This window comes from Pseudomonas sp. RG1, from assembly GCF_025910115.1.
In the GTDB taxonomy this organism is placed as follows: Bacteria; Pseudomonadota; Gammaproteobacteria; order Pseudomonadales; family Pseudomonadaceae; genus Aquipseudomonas; species Aquipseudomonas atacamensis.
This window is the reverse complement of the sequence record NZ_JAPCIK010000020.1, coordinates 171191-187394: the sequence shown is the minus strand read 5'-3', so window position 1 is coordinate 187394 and position 16204 is coordinate 171191. Positions and strand designations below refer to the sequence as shown.

The following is a 16204-nucleotide window of genomic DNA, read 5'->3' as shown; positions in this document are numbered from 1 at the left end:
AACAGACGCTCTGTAACAAGCCATGCAGAGAGTTTGACAGTGTGTTTCATTCAGGTATTATGGCGCCCGCAACGCAAACGGAGGTGTGGCCGAGTGGTTTAAGGCAACGGTCTTGAAAACCGTCGACTGTAACAGGTCCATGAGTTCGAATCCCATCGCCTCCGCCATCTTAAGTACGACAAAGCCCTGATTATTCAGGGCTTTGTCGTTTCTGCGAGACATGTTTTGCGCATCTATTGAGTCATTTCTCAGCAGTGCCTCATACACCTGAGGCGCTGCTGTCCAGATAGCCAGTGCGTACTCCCTCAGCCAAGCGACTCAAAGACAGCCTCCGCACGCTGTTGCACCGGCGCCTGAGGTCTGAGCATTTGCTGCCAGGCGAGCTGCGCCTGGACCTTGGCCACCGAATCCAGCACTTTCTGCGCCCAGCGATCATCCTCGGGATGCACCACGACCACTCGGAAGCCATGATCCTTGCCTTCAATCTGCACGCCCTCCGAATCATCGACATGCAAGTCGATATCGAACGCTGGCGGATACTTGGAAGGCGCATTCGACATCCCGTGCGCCGTCAGGGCACGGTTGTGCAGCACGCTGTTGACCACGCCGTCGACGCGGATACCGTACAGCGCCAACCAGCGCCTGATATAGGACGGCGTGCGCCCGGATGAGGTGTAGACCCAGACACTGCAATCCTGGCGGCGCAGCTCTCGGATCAGCGATCGTGTGCCCATCCGCAACGGTTCACCCAGCCAACGATGAATACAGGCCGGTAGTCGACTGTTCTCGACTGCGCAGTGATGAAGCTGGCAAGCCAGCGTGTCATCGATATCGAACGAAATCCGTATGCGCTGACGTTCGAACAACTGCGGCAAAGCGCAGCGGATAGCCTGCCCTGCCCGGCTGCCGAAGGTTTTCAATCTGGCAAATGCTGGTGCCCAGTTCATCAATGGCCACCTTGAGAGAGAGGCAAAGGCTTGCCTTTGAGAAAGAACTTCATTGGATCGGGCGCCTGTTCTTCCAGGAATGCTGCATATTTTTTCTTGATCTTGGGCAATTCGTACAACGCCTTGACGCCATGCTTGGCGGAGTTGCGGATGACCGAGGACGGGTTGAAATAGCCCTCGGCGTTTTCCAGGGTCAACACGAATGGAGGCAGCCCTGCCCGCATGAGCAGGTAGCTGACAATCAGCGAGCCACTGCGGTTATTGCCTTCGATAAACAGCTGCGGCTTGCTCAGAATGCGCACATAGACACCCGCTGCACGCTTCCAGACCGATTCACTGCGGTACGCGCAATACCAGTTGTACAAGTCCTTGATGCCGCCCTCGACGTTGTTGAAGAAATGCGCCTCGGTGGCTGCCAGATGCTGAGCGTATTCCAGCCGGCGCGCCGGATCCCGGCCACACAGCACCGTGGCATTGATCTCCAGCATCAGGTTCAGTTGCTGCAGATCGAACAGGTCGACGCCGCGGGCAACATATTCGTCAACCAACGCATAGCCTTCAAGCACATTGTGCAGAACTTCGTCGGTGAACGGGTCCCGGGGCTCGGTGAAGTGCCGGCTGAGTTCGGCGAAACGGCTCTGCACTTTCCGCAGTGCGCGTTCAATCGCAGGCAAATCAAGACGATGCTGGGCAGGCATTGGAGCTCCTTGGAAACGCTTGGTAAACGTCCACCGATGCCCGCCAAATCCATTTGGCTTGTGCAGGTAGGCGGCCGCGACCGGTGTTGAGGCTTAGCTGAACTTGCCGCTGATGTAATCGCCGGTCATCTGTTCACGCGGATTGTCGAAGATCTGCGCCGTCGGGCCCATCTCGACCAGATAACCGGTGCGTGTGCCCTGGGAAATATCCACCGAGAAAAACGCCGTGGTGTCAGCAACACGGATGGCTTGCTGCATGTTGTGGGTCACCAGTGCGATGGTGTAGTCCTTCTTCAACTCGACCATCAATTCTTCGACGCGTCGGGTGGCGATCGGGTCGAGTGCCGAACAAGGCTCATCCAGCAGCAGGACTTCCGGCTCAGTGGCGATTGCCCGGGCGATACACAGGCGTTGTTGCTGGCCACCGGAGAGCGACAGGCCGCTGACCTTGAGCTTGTCCTTGACTTCGTCCCACAGCGCGGCGCCTTGCAGCGCATGCTTGACCCGGTCGCCGATATCGCCCTTGTAGCGATTGAGGCGAAGACCAAACGCCACGTTGTCGAAGATGCTCATCGAGAACGGGTTGGGCTGTTGAAACACCATGCCGATGTAGCGGCGCACGACCACCGGGTCGACGCCCTTGCCATAGACATCCTGCCCGAGGAAATGCACATGGCCCTCGAAACGAAAGCCCTTCACCAGATCGTTCATCCGGTTGAGGCTGCGCAGCACGGTACTTTTGCCGCAGCCTGAGGGACCGATGAATCCGGTGATCTTGTTTTTCTCGATGGGCACGTGGCTGTCACGTACTGCCATGAAGTTGCCGTAGAAAATCTTGTCCAGTTTGCAGTCCATGACTACAGGCGCCTGGGTGACAAACGGAGCGGCAATTTGCGCAGTGGATACGTTCAAAATCAGATGCTCCCGTTCTTAATACTTGGGCTTGCCGAAAATCCGGCTGATGATGTTCACGAACAGCACGATCATCACCAGCACCAACGAGGCCGCCCATGCGAGCTCGAGCTGGTTATCGAAAGGCATGCCGGAGAAGTTGTAGATCAGCACCGCCAGTGAGGCAGTCGGATTCATGACATCGAGATTGCCCTGGTGGTAGATCCAGTAGTTGCTGAACAGCGCGGTAAACAACAACGGTGCCGTCTCGCCTGCGGCACGCGCCACGGCGAGCATCACGCCGGTCAGGATCGCCGGCATGCCGGTCGGCAAGATGATTTTCCAGATGACCTGCGAGCGGGTGCAGCCCATGCCATAAGCAGCATCTTTCATGATCTTGGGCACCATCCGCATCGACTCTTCGGCGGTCAGCACCACGATAGGCAGCATCAGGACGGCGAGCGCCACGCCACCTGCCGGTGCCGAATACGTGCCGGTGGTCATCACTACCAAGGCGTAGGCAAATACACCTGCCAGGATTGATGGCAGGCCCGTGAGCATCTTGGCGGCAAAACGCGCGGCGTTCCCCAGCTTGCTGTCCGGCCCCAGCTCAGCCAGGAAGATCGCCGCCATGATTCCGACCGGCACCGCGATCGCTGCCGCGATACCGACCATCACAAAGGTACCCGCCATCGCATTGCCGAAACCGCCGCCCATCTCGAAGCCGGTCGGCGGCAGTTCGGTGAAGACTTCCAGGTTCAGACGCGCGCCACCGCGGGTGATCAGCATGTAGAGCACGGAAATCAGCGGCACGCTGGCCAGCAAAGCACCTGCCCAGACCAGGGTGGTCAGGATCAGGCTGCGCAGCGCGCGGCCTTCGAACCTGCGTTGCAAGCTGGGCATCGCACCGGTTGGCGCCGTCAGGTCTGTTGCTGCGGTCAGATCAGTCATCACTTGTTACCCCGTTGGGCGTACATCATGATCATCGAGCCGAAAATGTTCACGATCAGCGTAATCAACATCAGCACGAGGGCGGCGTACATCAACACCTCGATCTCGTTCGGCCCGGCTTCGGGGAAGTTCAGCGCCAGCAGAGCGGCAAGCGTGTTGGCCGGTGCAAACAGCGAGAGGGAAATGTTGTTGGCATTGCCGACCAGCATGGCCAGCGCCATCGTTTCACCCAGCGCGCGCCCCAGGCCCAGCACCAGCGAGCCGAAAATGCCGGTGGCGGCCGAAGGCACCATCACCTTGAGAATCGCTTCCCAATGGGTAGTGCCCATGCCGTACGCGGCCTGCTTGGTTTTCATCGGCACAGCCGTCAGCGCGTCCTGCGACACGGCGGCAATGGTCGGCAGAATCATGATCGCGAGTACCAGCGCTGCGGGCAGCAGGCCCGGACCGCTCAGGGACGTACCGAAAAAGGGTATCCAGCCCAGCTCGCTGTTCAACCAGGTCGTCAGCGGCCGAATCGCCGGAATCACCACATAGATCCCCCACAGGCCATAGACCACGCTGGGAATGGCCGCGAGCAGTTCGACGATGGTGCGAAACAGCGCAGCGAGCTTGGTTGGCAGGAAATCCTGGGTCAGGAAAATCGCCATGCTCACGCCAAAAACACCGGCGATCAGCAACGCGATGAAGGCGCTGTAAAGCGTGCCCCAGATGGCTGGCAGGATGCCGTATTTGCCTTGGTTGACGTCCCACACGCTGCCCAGAAGCACATCGAAGCCGTGCTTTTCCATACCGGGAAGTGCCTTGCGTCCGACTTCGAACACCAGTGCAAATACCAGCGCCAGAATCAGTACCACACCGATGCGTGCGAGCGCGCGGAAGGTGCGATCAACCAGAAAATCCTTCGTCGAGGGTGGCTGGCAGGCAGAGTCGGGATTAACCGGTACGACAAAAGGTTTGTTCATGGGCTAAGTCCGGAACAGGGGGAAAACTCTCCCGGCGTGGCGCAGACGCACACGCCGAAAGAGACCTCACGGCGTTACTGAATATTGGCGGACGCTTTGCGAACCTGTTCGACGACCGATTGCGGCAACGGGATGTAACCCATCGAATCGGCAATCTTCTGCCCCTCGGTCAGGCTGTATTCGACCATTTCACGCATGGCCTTGGCCTTGGCCGGGTTGCCATTGTCTTTGCGGAAAATCATCCAGGTATAAGAGGTGATCGGATAGGACTTGGCACCGTCCGGATCAGGCAGCCAGGCCACCAGGTTTTCCGGCATCTTCACCGCCGCCAGGGCCTCGGCACCGCTTTCGGCGTTTGGCACGACGTAATTGCCAGCCTTGTTCTGCAACTGGGCAAAGTCGACCTTGGCCAGTTTGGCGAAGCCATATTCGATGTAACCAATCGCACCAGGGGTCTGGCGCACGGTAGCGGTTACGCCATCGTTTTTCGGCGATTTGATGAACTTGTCACTGGCCGGCCAGTTGACGGTGTTGCCCTCACCCAACGCCTGCTTGAACTCGGCGTTGACGGTTGCCAGGTGCTTGGTGAATACCGCAGTCGTACCACTGGAATCTGCACGCACGACAACCGTGATCGGCGTATCGGAGAGTTTCAGGTCCGGGTTGGCTGCGACGATCTGCGGATCGTTCCAGCGCGTGATCTTGCCCAGGAAAATGTTGGAATAGACGTCGCGTGGCAGCTTCAGGCCCTTGGGATTGCCCGGCAGGTTATAGGCAAGCACGATTTCCCCGGCGGTCATTGGCAGCAACTGCACGCCTTCGGCGACCTTGGCGATATCTTCGTCTTTCATTGCCGAGTCACTGGCAGCGAAATCCACGGTTTTGTTCAAGAAGTCCTGTACGCCCGCGCCACTGCCCTTGGATTGGTAATCGACAGTGACACCATCGGATTTCTTGCTGAAATCCTTGAACCAGGTCAGATAGATCGGCGCCGGGAAACTTGCTCCGGACCCCGTCAGGCGAACATTTTCTGCTGCAAAGGAGGCCGAGGTAGCACAAAGAGATACCGCAATGGCGAGCGCAGCAGACTTCATCAAACTTTTCATTAAATGACACCTAGTGATTACGGGCTCCCGAACTCTGCAGCAGTTTTGTGACGATTTCATGAAAGCAAAGTGGCAAGCGTTACCCTCATGGTCCGCAGCAGCGCCTACGGATGTAATCGGCTTCCGGGTTTCGAAAAATCGAATCTTCCTGTGCCGGGCTTGTCACTACCCCCTGATCCCGAGCAGTCACGTGCCAGGTTCACATTGCAAAAACGCTACTTTTCCCCAGCCTTTATGGCCGTCAACCGGAAATGGCGTTAGCATTTCACTCATTCGGCTGAACAAGCCTGTTTATTCAGATCAGGGTCGCATTGTGGAAAAGCTAAAACGCCTTCAAAGCGGGATCGAAGGGCTCGACGCGCTGCTTCAGGGGGGCTTTGTCGCCGGCGCTTCATACATCATTCAAGGGCGCCCGGGCTCCGGCAAGACCATCCTTGCCAACCAGCTAGGGTTTCACCATGCCCGCAACGGCGGCCGTGTGCTGGTCGCCACGTTGCTGGCCGAGTCCCACGACCGCCTGTTCCAGTTCCTGTCGACCATGAGTTTTTTCGACGCTTCGCGAGTCGGCGCGGAAATTCAGTTTGTCAGCGCATTCGATACGCTGGAAAACGAAGGCCTCGATGAAGTCGTGAAGCTGCTGCGACGTGAAATCACTCGGCAGAAGGCGACCGTCATGGTCGTCGATGGCCTGCTCAATGCACGCTCCAAAGCCGACTCGCCGATCGACACGAAAAAATTCATCTCTGAACTGCAAGGCCATGCCGCATTTGCCGGTTGCACCGTGCTGTTTCTCACCAGCTCGCGCCTGGACGACGGCAGCCCCGAGCACACGATGGTCGACGGCGTCATCGAAATGGGCGAAGAGCTGTTCGGTACCCGTTCGGTGCGCCGCATTCATTTGCGCAAGACTCGCGGCAGCGGCGCGTTGACCGGTCTGCACGAATGCGAAATCACCGATAACGGCCTTGTCGTCTATCCGCGCCTCGAAAGTCTCTACAAGCGCCCTTCCGCCCCCGACAGCGCGGACATGACGCGCATTGCAAGCGGCATTGCGTCGCTCGACGAGATCTTCGGTGGCGGCTTGCACAGCTCCAGCGTCACGCTGGTCATGGGGCCTTCCGGCATCGGCAAAACCACGCTGGGCCTGAAATTTCTCGCGCAATCTACGGCCGAAGCGCCTGGCCTGCACTTCGGCTTCTATGAAAGCCCGCAGCGGCTGCGGCTGAAAGGCCGTTCGCTGGGCATCGATATCGAACAAATGGAACACAGCGGTGCGCTGAGCATTGCCTGGCAGCCAACTACCGAAGGCTTGCTGGACGGACTCGGCGCACGCCTGCTGAGCCTGGTCGATGAAAAAGGCATCAAGCGCCTGTTCATCGATAGCCTCAGCGGCATGACTCGGGTTTCAACCACTCCGGAACGCATCACCGACTTTTTCAGCGCGCTGATGAATGAGCTGCGCTCCAGAGGCGTTACGGTGTTCGCCTCATGGGAAATGCGCGATTTGTTCGGCTCCGAGGTCAGCGCACCGAACTCTGACCTGTCCAGTATTGTCGACAACCTGATCCTCATGCGTTTCTTTGAAAATCACGCTGAACTTCGCAGGACGCTTTCCATTCTTAAGGTACGCGATAGCTCCTACAACCCGTCGCGGTTCGAGGTGGTTGTACGCGATCAAGATGTGTTCCTGGAAAAGGCTTTGAAAAATGAACCTTCAGTCGCAGCTGAGTCATTGCCTGGTTCAATTTCGTAAGTCTTCAAGCGGGTTGAAATAACATGACCACCATTCTGGTAGTCGACGACGAGTATCTGATTGCTGACATTCTTGGCTTTGCGCTTGAGGATGAGGGCTTCATGACCGTGACCGCGAGCAACGGCAAGAAAGCGCTCGAGGTGCTGGAAAGAGAACGTCCGGCGCTGGTTATTACCGACTTCATGATGCCAGTCATGGACGGCCTCGAATTCGCCGAAGCCGTGCGTGCCCAGCCGTCCGTCAAACACTTGCCGATCATTCTCATGAGTGGCGCGCAAGCGCACATCGGCATGCAGCGCTCCGATCTGTTTGATGTGGTAGTGCCCAAGCCGTTTGATATTGCGGTGATTGTGGCTGAGGTGAAGAGGCTGTTGGGCTCATAGATACTCGACGACAAAGGCAATTTCGGCATTGGCATCGCCCGCTCGCATTTGCGCATTGGAAGGCTCGATGCGCACGAAGCGGGCTTGCAAGGAAACGGATGCATTACCGCCGCTCGATGTTGGCGCTTTCATTATGTAATTCTGGTTCAGCTTGAGTATCGTCCTGTCACTGAAGCGCATTTGCAATGCCAGCCCTTTGGCAGTGGAATTACTGTTGAGGTGTACCACGCCGGTATCAGCGCTCCATGCAGGGCTGCCCGCAGTGGGCGAAAAGGAGTACCTGAAGTTATTGATTCCGGGAGGACAGTTTTTCATATCAAGAAAGAAGTATTTCTCCTTCGCATAGTCACCGTTCTGCAAAAAATCGCTCATGGTGTAGCTGCCCATATCCACTTTCACATCAGGTGTTTCACAAGACTGCGAGACGATCCGCGTGCCATTTGTATTCATTGCCAGAGGCTCGATTTCTGCAGCGACGAAGGTCCCAAGTTGGCCTGAGGGTATCGTCGCACTGCCGGAAATAGTTCCCGTCTTTACAAAACGCAAGATGTGCTCAGAACCATTCCAACCCCAACCGCCAGCAGTGTCGGTAGTTCCTGGAAAGCCTTTCCACGCTTTCCCCGATGGCGGTCGGACCCATTGCCAGCCGATTCCGGTATTTCCGATAGGAAAAATCTCCGCGCCCGGCTGAGTAACGCCGACAGTATTGCGTACACCTTCGTTGTGTACCGCAGAGCACCTGAATGAGCTGGGTATGGCGCTCAGGGTCACGATCGGGCTTTCATAGATAACCGTACCGTTGGGCGTGTCACGAGGCACCGAGATCGTGGCTGGAAGAACCACCCTGACACTGCCCTTGGAATGGTCGGGATAAAATTCGCAAACTGCAGCCATTGCGTTAAATGGCAGTAAATACAAAAACCCGACAATTAAAACGTGGGAAAACTTCATAGCAATCTCTCTGAACTCGCCGTGTTTGCAAACAATTGAATGGCGGACGATTGCGTGAACTATCAGCAGTAACGCCACCAAAGCGGCAGCAGACGATAATTAAAAAAATGAGCTTGAGCAAAAAGTTTATTTATTCGCAAACAAGACAATTCTCATGGACCCACAAGAAACTTTAGATAGTCGGTTTAAACAAGAAACCTTCTGCGAATTCTTTAACAAATGTTAGCCGTTATCGACATTTGCAAATAGAGCACAATTTAAGACTCGTCTTAAAGGCCCAGCGAATCGAGGTTATTACACTGTCTACTCTTGATAGGAGAAACGATTCCGTGAGAGCCCTCGATACCCTCAATAGCTCAAAACCCCAGAGCAACGCCGCCATCTACTGCCTGACCATTCTTGCGCTGGCACTGATCGCCATGACTGTGGTCGCCGGCTACCATCTCAATGAACTGTTTCCACTGAAGGCTGTGGTGCAACAACAGGAGGTCCAACTCACCCAGCGCGCCGATGCAATCCAGTCGATGAGCGCAGAACTGAAGCGCCTGGCGGAACAGAAACAGGTTTTGGAGACCGACCTGCTTAGCGCAAAGGAACAGGCGAAGGCCGCTGAGCACGCAAAAACCGAACTCGAAAACAATCGACAGGCAGCCCTGACCAGCGCGGTGTTAGAGGATGAAGATTCACTGTGCGCGATCATCGAGCAAAACATCCGACTTGTTGCGGACCAACTCAATCGCGACGATTTCTTCCGCCTGCGTGATGAGCGCGAAGCTGAAGCCGAAGCGGTACTTGAAAGCTATGAAAAACAACTCGCCAGCTGCATTGAGCAGTTGACAGCACAAACCGCATCGCCAGCACAATCTGACTCTGCACCCCATGCGCAGGATTTTGCTGCGCCGATCGAGCGCTGATCAAAAAGCCCTGGTAGCCAGGGCTTTACGTTTACTGATTAAAGTTTGAATTCCTTGGTCAGTTTGTTCAGCGACGCGGCCAATTGCGACAGCTCCGCCGATGCGACTGCGGTCTGTTTCGATCCCTCAGCGGTTTCACACGAAAGGTCGCGAATGCTGATCAGGCTGCGATCCACTTCACGCGCAACCTGAGCCTGCTCTTCTGCAGCGGTTGCCATCAGCAGGTTTCGCTCGTTGATGAGATTCAGCGAGCCAGTGATGTCGGTCAACACTTCGCCGGCGATATTGGCCATTTCGAGCGTTCTCTCGGCCTGAGCGCGGGTGTGGCTCATGGAGGAAACTGCGCGGCTGGTGCCCGACTGAATGGAGCTGACCATGGACTCGATGTCCTCGGTCGACTTCTGAGTACGCTGCGCCAGCCCTCTCACCTCATCGGCAACCACGGCAAAACCGCGACCCGCCTCCCCCGCCCGCGCTGCTTCGATCGCTGCGTTCAAGGCAAGCAGATTGGTTTGTTCGGCAACCTCTCGGATAACGTCCAGCACGCTGCTGATATCGCTCGCCATGGTCGATAGCGCCTGCACCTCAGCCGAGGTGCTGTGCACGCTGGACACCATCAGGTTGATTGCGGCGACCGTGTCGCTGACCTGACTTCGACCGGCAATGGCTGCCGCACTTGATTCCGACGTCAGCTGCGAGGTCGATGCGGCGTTGTCTGCAACCTGCTCCACCGCCGCACTCATTTCAGTGACGGCGGTGGCGGCCATTTCGATTTCATGGCTCTGACGCTGAGTGATACGCGAGATATCTTCAGTGACGCCGTGCATGACCTCCGAGGTCTCGGCCAACTGCGTGGACGAATCACGGATCATGATCAAGGCATCTCGCAGACTGGTTTGCATCGCCGCCAATGACGACAGCATTTGCGCCGCCTCATCGGAGCCATCCAGCGCAATGGTTTCGCTCAGATCATTGGCGGCGATGCATTCCGCCACCCTTAGCGAGCCTGCAATGGGTACCGTCAGGCTGCGGGTATACAACACGGCCAGGGCCAACGAAGCACCGATCGCGATGAGAATGAACACACTGACGATCAACAGCGTGTGCTCATAGACATTGTCGGCCTGCTTGCCCGCCTCATAAGCTTCTATCTCGTTGAGAGCAATCAACTTTTTGAGCGCGACCTGTACGCCATCCGACGCCGCACGCATCTGATTCCTGGACAGCGCAATGGCCGCTTCAAGCTGCCCGTTCGCCACTGTTTCAAGGTATTGGTCCTGCGCCTGATCGTTGACCTTCTGTGCTTTGGCAAACTCCTCGAACGCCTCGCGCCCGGCGTCAGTCGCCAGCAGGTCAATGAGCGCACGCTGATGATTTTTGATCATCTGACGCGACTGCTGGATGTCAATCAGGGCCTGCGCTTTGCGCTCACTCGTTTCAATGGGATTGCGCAAGCGAGCGTTGTTGCCCTTGATTTCGACGAACTCTCGATCGAGTTGGCCGAGCAGCTTGATACTCGGCACGATCGTCGTCTCGACGTACGTTTCTGCCTTGTTGAGCAAGTCGACTTGCTGCAGAGCGATCAATCCGATCGCGATAATCATGAGACAGAACAAGCCGAAACACAGCGCCGAACGCGGCGCGAGATTGAGTTTACGAAGCAGCATGATGCCTTACCTTAGAGTGTATTCAAGACAATGGGGTAAACGAGTGGGCAGCAGAGCGGCGCTGCGGTATAGCGCCTCGGCGCATACCTGGATCAACGCGGGAAGGTGCGGTAGCTAGCGGTTGGCGCACGGAGAGAGTGTGGAGTTGGTCGAGGCCGGCTCCGCAATTTCCTTGAGCGCCGGGTCGGCCAGCATCAGAAAATCTGCCAGTCGCGGCAGATTGATTTTCGAGACCAGGCGCATCCAGCGTTGCGGATGCGGGTTGAAGAAGGTCTTCGACCACTGGTGATCATCGTTGGGATTGAAAATCAGCAGATGACGAATCAGCGGGTTTTCCCCGAAAAAGTCGAGCGGATCCATCGCCATTTCGCTGAGCAACTCAGCATTGACGACGACCAGGCTCAACCGTTGAGGGCAGTAATACGTCAGTATTTTCAGGTCACGATAAGTGCAAACGTTCAAGACGCTGAGACAGCCCAGCTTGTTGAACTGCTGTTCGATTGACTGACCTCTGCGCACATCGCTATCGGCGATCAGGATCCGCAAGGATCTACTGCGGTTATTTTCAAGAAACATCGGACACCTTTGGCAGCTCCATTCTTCCTTTCAAGAAAATAACCAAGGGCCAATCTGCCTGATATGAGACTTGTCTCAAAAATGAACGCAGGGATAGCTGATAAAAAGCCACACCTTGACGACAGCCCACGCGATCGGCGCATGGTCTGGCTCAGAAAGTGTTGAAGGAGGGATTTTGCAACGCAGGGGAGTCGCGACAAGCCTGAAGCGCAGGACGGTTCTGCACGAACCAGACAATTCTCATTAGTGACGCCCCTTTTTGTCAGTAACCTTGAAACAAGGGGCGCAGACTCATTCTTTCCAAGCCATCAAGGCAGCGTCATCGTCACTACGTAATTACCGCTCGTTATCTGGTGACCCTTGTTGTCCGTGAGCAGCAAGCGCTGGTCGTAATAATCGTCCTGCTCATGAGTATCGGCAATCACCTTCACAAACACCTGCTGGCGCGACTCACCTCGCCCTGCCGCACTGACGTTGTTCACGGTAAAAATCTGCCCGGTGCTTGCCTGGGGGCAATCAAGCAACTCGACAGAAGAATGGCTGGCGCCACTGGCAATGCAACTTGCCTCGACAATTCGACCGCTGAAGCGAATCACTCCGCTGACCGGCGCAGACTGGGCTGCGCTGACGGTGTCAAAACCGAGCAGGCAAAGGCAGGCAATCAATAAAGGACGTCGAATGATCATCGCGAAACTCCAGGGTTATTAACCAAGGTATCGCCCGCTGCAAAATGATCTTTAACGTCAGCTTCAATGCAAGGCCAGTCGGATGGTCATGAGCCGATACGTTTACAGCTCGATCCGTTTGATTTTCTTGATCAGATCAGCCTGTGCATGCTCCAGCTTCAATGCACTGCGATTGAGGTCCAGCGGATCGATAACAGGCGCCTCGCACTCGGCTTCAAGCTCGTTACACGCCTCAATGACCTGATGCTCGGCAACAATGCGCGCCGCCCCCTTGATGCGGTGCGCCAGGTCAGCCAACAGCCCGGGATCGCTTTCGGGTATTAGCGAATGCAACTCCTCCAGATCCTTTTCGCAACTCGACAGCGCCTCGCGCAGAAGTTCTTTCATCATGTCGAGATCGCCTCCGGTGAGCTCGTCAAGACGCTCGCGAATCGAACCCAGCTCCTTGATAGTCGCCGCAGGCGGGCTTTCAAATGGCTGGGTTTCAACAGTTTTTTCCCAGCCTGCAAGCATGATCGACAAGGTGCCGAGACTGATCGGTTTGAACAGGCAATCATCCATCCCGGCCTCCCGGCATTTCACTTTTTCTTCCGGCTGCGCGTTGGCCGTGAAGCCCAGTACGATGCACGGCGATCCACCACTTTCGCGTTCGTCCTGGCGAATGGTGCGGGCCAGCTCATAGCCGTTCATGACCGGCATGTTGCAGTCCGTGATCACAATGTCGAACGGCTCCGAGCGCCACAGCGCCAATGCCTGGGCACCGTCGGCGGCATCACGCACCGTCTGGCCAAGGAAACTCAGCTGCTGCGTCAACAGCAGGCGGTTGGCGCTCTGGTCATCGACTACGAGAATCCTGAGTGTCGGTACCGGTTTGTCCTGAACAACCGAAACAGGCAGCACTTTGCCGCCAAGCGGGCTGAGAATATTGAAGAACAGCGACACTTCCAGGCAGGTGCCTTTGCCAAGCGTACTGGTAATGTTCAGCCGCCCGCCCATCAATTCGCACAATGAACGGGAGATCGCCAGTCCCAGACCGGTGCCGCCTCTGCTGGAGGGACCATGATTGGCTTGGGAAAACGGCTGGAACAGATTCTGCAGATCGGCGCTGGAAATGCCGATACCGGTGTCCTCGACCTTGAGGTCGACCTGTAAGCGTTCGTCAGCGAGACGTTGGCCGCGAATCGAGACGCTGACATGACCGGTGTCGGTAAACTTGATCGCGTTGCCCACCAGGTTCGAGAGCACCTGCTGGAAGCGCATCGGATCAACCAATACGTCACAGCCGACAGTGGCGTCGATGTCGAGCTTCAGCACCAGACTCTTCTGCCTGGCCAAGCCGTCGAACACCCGCGCCACGGATTCGACCAATTCGCGCAGGTTGGCACGTTTCGGCGAAAGGCTGACATGGCCCGATTCGATGCGTACCACATCGAGGATATCGCCGATCAGTTCCAGCAGACCTTTTGCCGAGTCGTATGCCACTTCAATCGCCGGCCGATCGAAGTGTCCCTGCTCGGCACGCTTGAGGGTAAGTTCGAGCATGCCGATCACGGCGCTCATCGGCGTACGGATTTCGTGGCTCATGGTCGCCAGGAAGGTGGTTTTGGCGCGGCTCGACTCGTCAGCCAGCTCTTTCGCCGAACGCAACTCCTCGATCAGTTCACGGCGTTCGCTGATATCGATCCAGCCGCAGATCACGCCTCTGACTTCACCCGCCGTGTCGTGATACGGCTGGATCCAGTGGTAAATGATCAGCCGCGTATCACCGACATGCAGCGTGCGATCCACCTCGTAAGGTTCGTCCTGCTCGATGACGCGCAGGTAGTCGTCGTGAAATTGCAACGCCTCCTGACGATTGCGCTTGCCGCTTTCGAGCACGGTCTTGCCGATCACGTCCTTTTCCAGCAGGCCAAATGTTTGCAGATAATTATTATTGCAGGTGACAAGCCGACCTTCACGATCACGTACGTAGATGGGATGCGGCGTGCCGTTGATCAACGCGCCCATGAACTTCAACTGATCGCCCAGCAAGCGCTCTGCCCGGCTGCGTTCGCGGATCTGCCGGCGAATATAGAAATTCCACGCCAGCGATCCCAGGATAATCAGGAACGCGCCAGCGCTGATCTGGTAGATCAGCGCCTTGTAATCGCGCCACGACAAACCCGAAAACGCTGCAATGGGACGCCACCTGTTGAGAATTACGTCCAGCTCATCCGGCGGAATGCTCAGCAGCGCCTTGTTCAGAATGCTGACCAGTTCGGTATCGGCACGCCGCGCGGCGAAAGCGAGGAAGCCTTTGTTCATGCCGACGATGTTGGAGATACGCAAGCTGTCGCTGTAGATGTGGGCGATGTAGTAGCGCGCACTGTGCAACGTGGTAATCATCGCGTCCGCTCGACCGTCCTTCACGTCAGCCAAGGCGCCCAGAACTGTTTCGTTATCAACGATCTCGATGTCGGGGTAGTCCTTGAGCAGCTCACGCTCAGCCGAACTTTCGGGCACTGCGACGCGCTTGCCGCGCAGCTCCTGCAGGCTTGAAGGCGCGCCTGCGTCCTTGGTGGTGACGATCACAAAGGGGCTGGCAAGGAACGGATGAGTGAAACGCATGCCGACTTCCCGCGAGACCGTTGGTGTCAGCAGAGAAATATCCGCGCTGCCATCCAGCAGACGCGTGCTCAGACTGGAAAAGCTGTCGGTGCGCTCGACATTGATCTGCAAGCCGGTACGCCGCTGGATGAGCTCGAGCAGATCAGCGCCGATCCCGCCAAAGTTGCCGTCACCATCAAAGAATGCAAACGGTGCCTGATCGTCATTGATCACGAACCGCGCGACCGGATGCAGCTCAAGCCAACGTGCTTCGCCGGGTGTCAGGTCAATGCGTTTGGGCGTCAGCGCCCCGCCGCCGCCCGACCAGCGCTTGGTAATTTCGGCAATCTTCGCATCACCCAGCGACTCGAGGGTCGAATCGATCAGACGCAGCAATTGGTCGTTGCCCCGGCGCAAGGCAAAGCTGAAACCGCTGGTTTGGGGTTTTGACGAAAGAGTGCAGCCGCACATAGTTGAAGTAGTTGAGGTTGATCAGGTAATTGCTCGACACCGTATCGCCGAGAAACAGGTCGACCTTGCCAAAAGCCAGCGCAGCCAGTGCCAACTCGTTCGATGGAAAAAGCACGAATTCGGCGTTGGGGTATAACGCGTGTAATTGACTGGAAGGCAGGTAATCGTCGGCAACCGCAATACGCAAACCGGCCAGATTGGCCGGCATCGGTCGTCGATCATCGCCGCGCATGAACATCGCCGGCACGTCTTCGACATAAGGTTTGCTGAGCGTGACGAGGCCATCGATCAATTCGAAACTGTTGGAACTGCCCAACATGTCAATGTCACCGCGCTCAAGTGCGGCCATGGCGTCACGCCGGTCAGGGTAAGCCTTGACGGTAATCTCAACATGCAGTGCCTGACCGATAATGCAGGCGATATCGGCGGCAATCCCCTCATAGCGCGTACCGCTGGCGGTCATGACATAAGGCGGGAAATCCGGAAGCGCAGAACCCAATATCAGGCTGCGCTTTTGCCGCAGCCAACTCCAGTCTTCATTGGCCAGATCGACTTGCAGCTCCTTGCAGTCCGAGCGACCGAACACCTGCAAGGTGCGCGGCTCTGCTGCCAATAACACACCACTACTGAATACGAAAAGCACACTGATTAGCAAAACA

General features: G+C 56.7%; 15 protein-coding genes and 1 tRNA gene. 4 read left to right on the top strand and 12 right to left on the bottom strand.

Annotated elements, in window-relative coordinates; all coding sequences use genetic code 11:
• Positions 1-79 precede the first annotated feature (79 nt).
• Positions 80-167, top strand: a tRNA-Ser gene (locus OK411_RS14305).
• A 138-nt stretch (positions 168-305) separates the two neighbouring features.
• Here the strand turns inward: OK411_RS14305 and OK411_RS14300 are convergent.
• The 6 genes from OK411_RS14300 to pstS form a co-directional block, all read right to left on the bottom strand.
• The gene (locus OK411_RS14300) at positions 306-947 is read right to left on the bottom strand and encodes a hypothetical protein (protein WP_240997324.1); all 642 of its coding nucleotides are present in this window, start codon (positions 945-947) and stop codon (positions 306-308) included.
• Positions 947-1645, bottom strand: coding sequence for a hypothetical protein (locus OK411_RS14295; RefSeq protein WP_264365190.1), 699 nt, complete (start codon positions 1643-1645; stop codon positions 947-949). The genes OK411_RS14300 and OK411_RS14295 overlap by 1 nt, the downstream gene beginning before the upstream one ends.
• A gap of 93 nt (positions 1646-1738) precedes the next feature.
• Positions 1739-2500: a phosphate ABC transporter ATP-binding protein PstB gene (gene pstB, locus OK411_RS14290; RefSeq protein WP_016774591.1), complete on the bottom strand. Its 762-nt coding sequence runs from the start codon at positions 2498-2500 to the stop codon at positions 1739-1741.
• A 75-nt stretch (positions 2501-2575) separates the two neighbouring features.
• Positions 2576-3487 (bottom strand): phosphate ABC transporter permease PstA, encoded by a 912-nt coding sequence (gene pstA / locus OK411_RS14285; protein ID WP_016774590.1) that lies wholly within the window; start codon positions 3485-3487, stop codon positions 2576-2578.
• Positions 3487-4452, bottom strand: a complete 966-nt coding sequence (gene pstC, locus OK411_RS14280; RefSeq protein ID WP_024012838.1) for a phosphate ABC transporter permease subunit PstC — start codon at positions 4450-4452, stop codon at positions 3487-3489. Before pstC ends, pstA begins: the two co-directional genes overlap by 1 nt.
• 74 nt (positions 4453-4526) lie before the next feature.
• On the bottom strand, positions 4527-5558 hold the full coding sequence (gene pstS, locus OK411_RS14275; RefSeq protein ID WP_051600442.1) for a phosphate ABC transporter substrate-binding protein PstS: 1032 nt from the start codon (positions 5556-5558) through the stop codon (positions 4527-4529).
• 313 nt (positions 5559-5871) lie between these two features.
• Here pstS and OK411_RS14270 point away from each other — a divergent pair, with 313 nt between their 5' ends.
• Both OK411_RS14270 and OK411_RS14265 read left to right on the top strand, forming a co-directional pair.
• Positions 5872-7311 (top strand): ATPase domain-containing protein, encoded by a 1440-nt coding sequence (locus OK411_RS14270; RefSeq protein WP_264365197.1) that lies wholly within the window; start codon positions 5872-5874, stop codon positions 7309-7311.
• A gap of 23 nt (positions 7312-7334) precedes the next feature.
• On the top strand, positions 7335-7694 hold the full coding sequence (locus tag OK411_RS14265; RefSeq protein WP_016774585.1) for a response regulator: 360 nt from the start codon (positions 7335-7337) through the stop codon (positions 7692-7694).
• Here the strand turns inward: OK411_RS14265 and OK411_RS14260 are convergent.
• Positions 7689-8645, bottom strand: coding sequence for a fimbrial protein (locus OK411_RS14260; RefSeq protein ID WP_123442582.1), 957 nt, complete (start codon positions 8643-8645; stop codon positions 7689-7691). The genes OK411_RS14265 and OK411_RS14260 overlap by 6 nt on opposite strands.
• Positions 8646-8974: 329 nt before the next feature.
• Between OK411_RS14260 and OK411_RS14255 the strand changes: the two genes are divergently transcribed.
• Positions 8975-9559 carry a hypothetical protein gene (locus OK411_RS14255; protein WP_264365189.1) on the top strand — a complete coding sequence of 195 codons (585 nt, stop codon included), beginning with the start codon at positions 8975-8977 and terminating at the stop codon, positions 9557-9559.
• A 38-nt stretch (positions 9560-9597) separates the two neighbouring features.
• On the opposite strand, the gene OK411_RS14250 is transcribed toward OK411_RS14255, so the two are convergent.
• The 5 genes from OK411_RS14250 to OK411_RS14230 all read right to left on the bottom strand — a co-directional run bounded on the left by OK411_RS14250 (position 9598) and on the right by OK411_RS14230 (position 16158).
• The gene (locus OK411_RS14250; protein ID WP_073474635.1) at positions 9598-11226 is read right to left on the bottom strand and encodes a methyl-accepting chemotaxis protein; all 1629 of its coding nucleotides are present in this window, start codon (positions 11224-11226) and stop codon (positions 9598-9600) included.
• Positions 11227-11340: 114 nt separating this feature from the next.
• Positions 11341-11802, bottom strand: coding sequence for a hypothetical protein (locus tag OK411_RS14245; protein WP_073474637.1), 462 nt, complete (start codon positions 11800-11802; stop codon positions 11341-11343).
• A 308-nt stretch (positions 11803-12110) separates the two neighbouring features.
• A complete protein-coding gene (locus OK411_RS14240) occupies positions 12111-12488 on the bottom strand; it encodes a type 1 fimbrial protein (RefSeq protein ID WP_016774580.1) in 378 nt (125 codons plus the stop codon).
• Between the two features lie 102 nt (positions 12489-12590).
• Entirely contained in the window at positions 12591-15470 is a 2880-nt protein-coding gene (locus OK411_RS14235; protein WP_264365188.1) for an ATP-binding protein, read from the bottom strand.
• Complete coding sequence (locus OK411_RS14230; protein ID WP_264365187.1) at positions 15430-16158, bottom strand: transporter substrate-binding domain-containing protein; 729 nt, start codon at positions 16156-16158, stop codon at positions 15430-15432. The genes OK411_RS14235 and OK411_RS14230 overlap by 41 nt, the downstream gene beginning before the upstream one ends.
• Positions 16159-16204 lie beyond the last annotated feature (46 nt).